This window comes from Microcoleus sp. w2-18bC1 (assembly GCF_036700365.1).
GTDB lineage: Bacteria > Cyanobacteriota > Cyanobacteriia > Cyanobacteriales > Microcoleaceae > Microcoleus.
Map to the genome: position 1 here is coordinate 1 of NZ_JAUBOS010000159.1, position 1,489 is coordinate 1,489.

Consider the following 1,489-nt stretch of genomic DNA (forward strand, 5'->3'; position numbering starts at 1 on the left):
GGTCTTAGGTGATCGAGAGTTCCATAGCCCCAAACTCGCATCATGGCTTGATTCCAGGGGCGTATCCTTTGCACTACTTCAGAAAAAAGACTTCCAATTTCAAGAGCTGTAGTTTAGACTAAATAAAGATGAGAAAGGTGGCTTCAGAAGAACTAGAGCCACCGCGCTGGGAGAGAATAAGGGTGAAAAGAAAACCTATCCACTCCTTTAATGAACAGTGAACGATTAAAAGACTTTCGTCAAGCAGCATACGAGTTATTAGTGCTGGCGAAAGATGCAACATTTGAGCTGATGGATGCAGTAATGACAACCAGGAATGCGGCTTGTTTGGCGGAATTTTCGCTCAATCCATTATTCAATCGTCAATGGTCAAGCGTCTATGAAGCCTTACAAGACTGTAGACCAGACCGGAAAAAACTGATGATGCTGTATCAAGAGCAATTACAGCAGCAAGTACCTAGAACAGAACATATATTAGTGGCAATTGACCACACTGCATGGGCGAGACCTGACGCTCAAACATTAAAAGACAGAACCCATGAATATCAGAAAGGCTGCATTGTTGGACAGGGATATAGTACAATTGCGTGGATACCTGAAGAACAAGGAAGTTGGGCATTACCCCTACTCCATGAAAGAATTAGTAGTGGGTCTTCACCCATACTTCAAGCAGCTTCCCAACTCAAACTTGTTTGCCAACAAAGCGTCAACCCAATATTAGCAGTCTTAGACGCCCGAATATGGCAATGCAACTTGGGTAGCGAGCGCAAGCAGATATTCAAGCTGATTGCTTAATGAGAGTCCGAAAAAATGCTTGTTTTTGGTCAGCACCACCAGCCTATAGTGGTCGCGGTAGACCGCGAAAACACGGGTCCAAAATGAGACTCAATGACCCAACCACATGGCTCAAAGTGGATACTGCGATCGAAATTGACTCTCATCCACAGTTGGGACAAGTCCGAGTCCGTCAATGGCTTGACTTACATTTTTATCGCGCCCCTGAACATCCTGTCAATTTAATTCTCATCGAAAGACTCAATCCCATGTCAAACGGTCAGCCGTTTCCACCCTTGTGGTTGGCTTGGGTGGGAAAACTAACTCTACCTTTAGAAATAGTTTGGTTTAAGTATTTACGACGTTTTGGAGTGGATCATTGGTATCGGGAGAGCCAAGCAAAGATTACATTGGACATTGCCTAACCTGAGAACTCCCTCTCAATGTGAGCGGTGGAGTGATTTAATGCCGCCCCGGAGTTGGCAACTCTGGCTGGCTAGGGATTTAGTTAAAGAAAATCGACTGCCTTGGCAATCTGCTACGATCGATTTAACTCCTGGACGTGTTGCCCAATCAATGTTATCGATTTTAGTTGACATTGGTACTCCGACGAAACTACCTAAACCGAGGGGAAAATCTCGGCTCTCCTGAACTTATGGTTATAAGTTTCTCTAATCAGAAAAGCAAGCTAATACGCGATTCCTAAAATTATTAA

At 44.2% G+C, this 1,489-nt stretch carries 3 protein-coding genes; all 3 read left to right on the top strand.

Going from position 1 to position 1,489, the window contains the following annotated elements:
* Positions 1 to 210: 210 nt before the first annotated feature.
* The 3 genes from QT979_RS28815 to QT979_RS28825 are packed head-to-tail and all read left to right on the top strand — an operon-like array spanning position 211 to position 1,425.
* Positions 211 to 795 carry a hypothetical protein gene (locus tag QT979_RS28815; protein WP_333312381.1) on the top strand — a complete coding sequence of 195 codons (585 nt, stop codon included), beginning with the start codon at positions 211 to 213 and terminating at the stop codon, positions 793 to 795.
* On the top strand, positions 795 to 1,199 hold the full coding sequence (locus tag QT979_RS28820; RefSeq protein WP_333312382.1) for a hypothetical protein: 405 nt from the start codon (positions 795 to 797) through the stop codon (positions 1,197 to 1,199). The genes QT979_RS28815 and QT979_RS28820 overlap by 1 nt, the downstream gene beginning before the upstream one ends.
* 40 nt (positions 1,200 to 1,239) lie before the next feature.
* A complete protein-coding gene (locus tag QT979_RS28825; RefSeq protein ID WP_333312383.1) occupies positions 1,240 to 1,425 on the top strand; it encodes a hypothetical protein in 186 nt (61 codons plus the stop codon).
* The last annotated feature ends 64 nt before the right edge of the window (positions 1,426 to 1,489 follow it).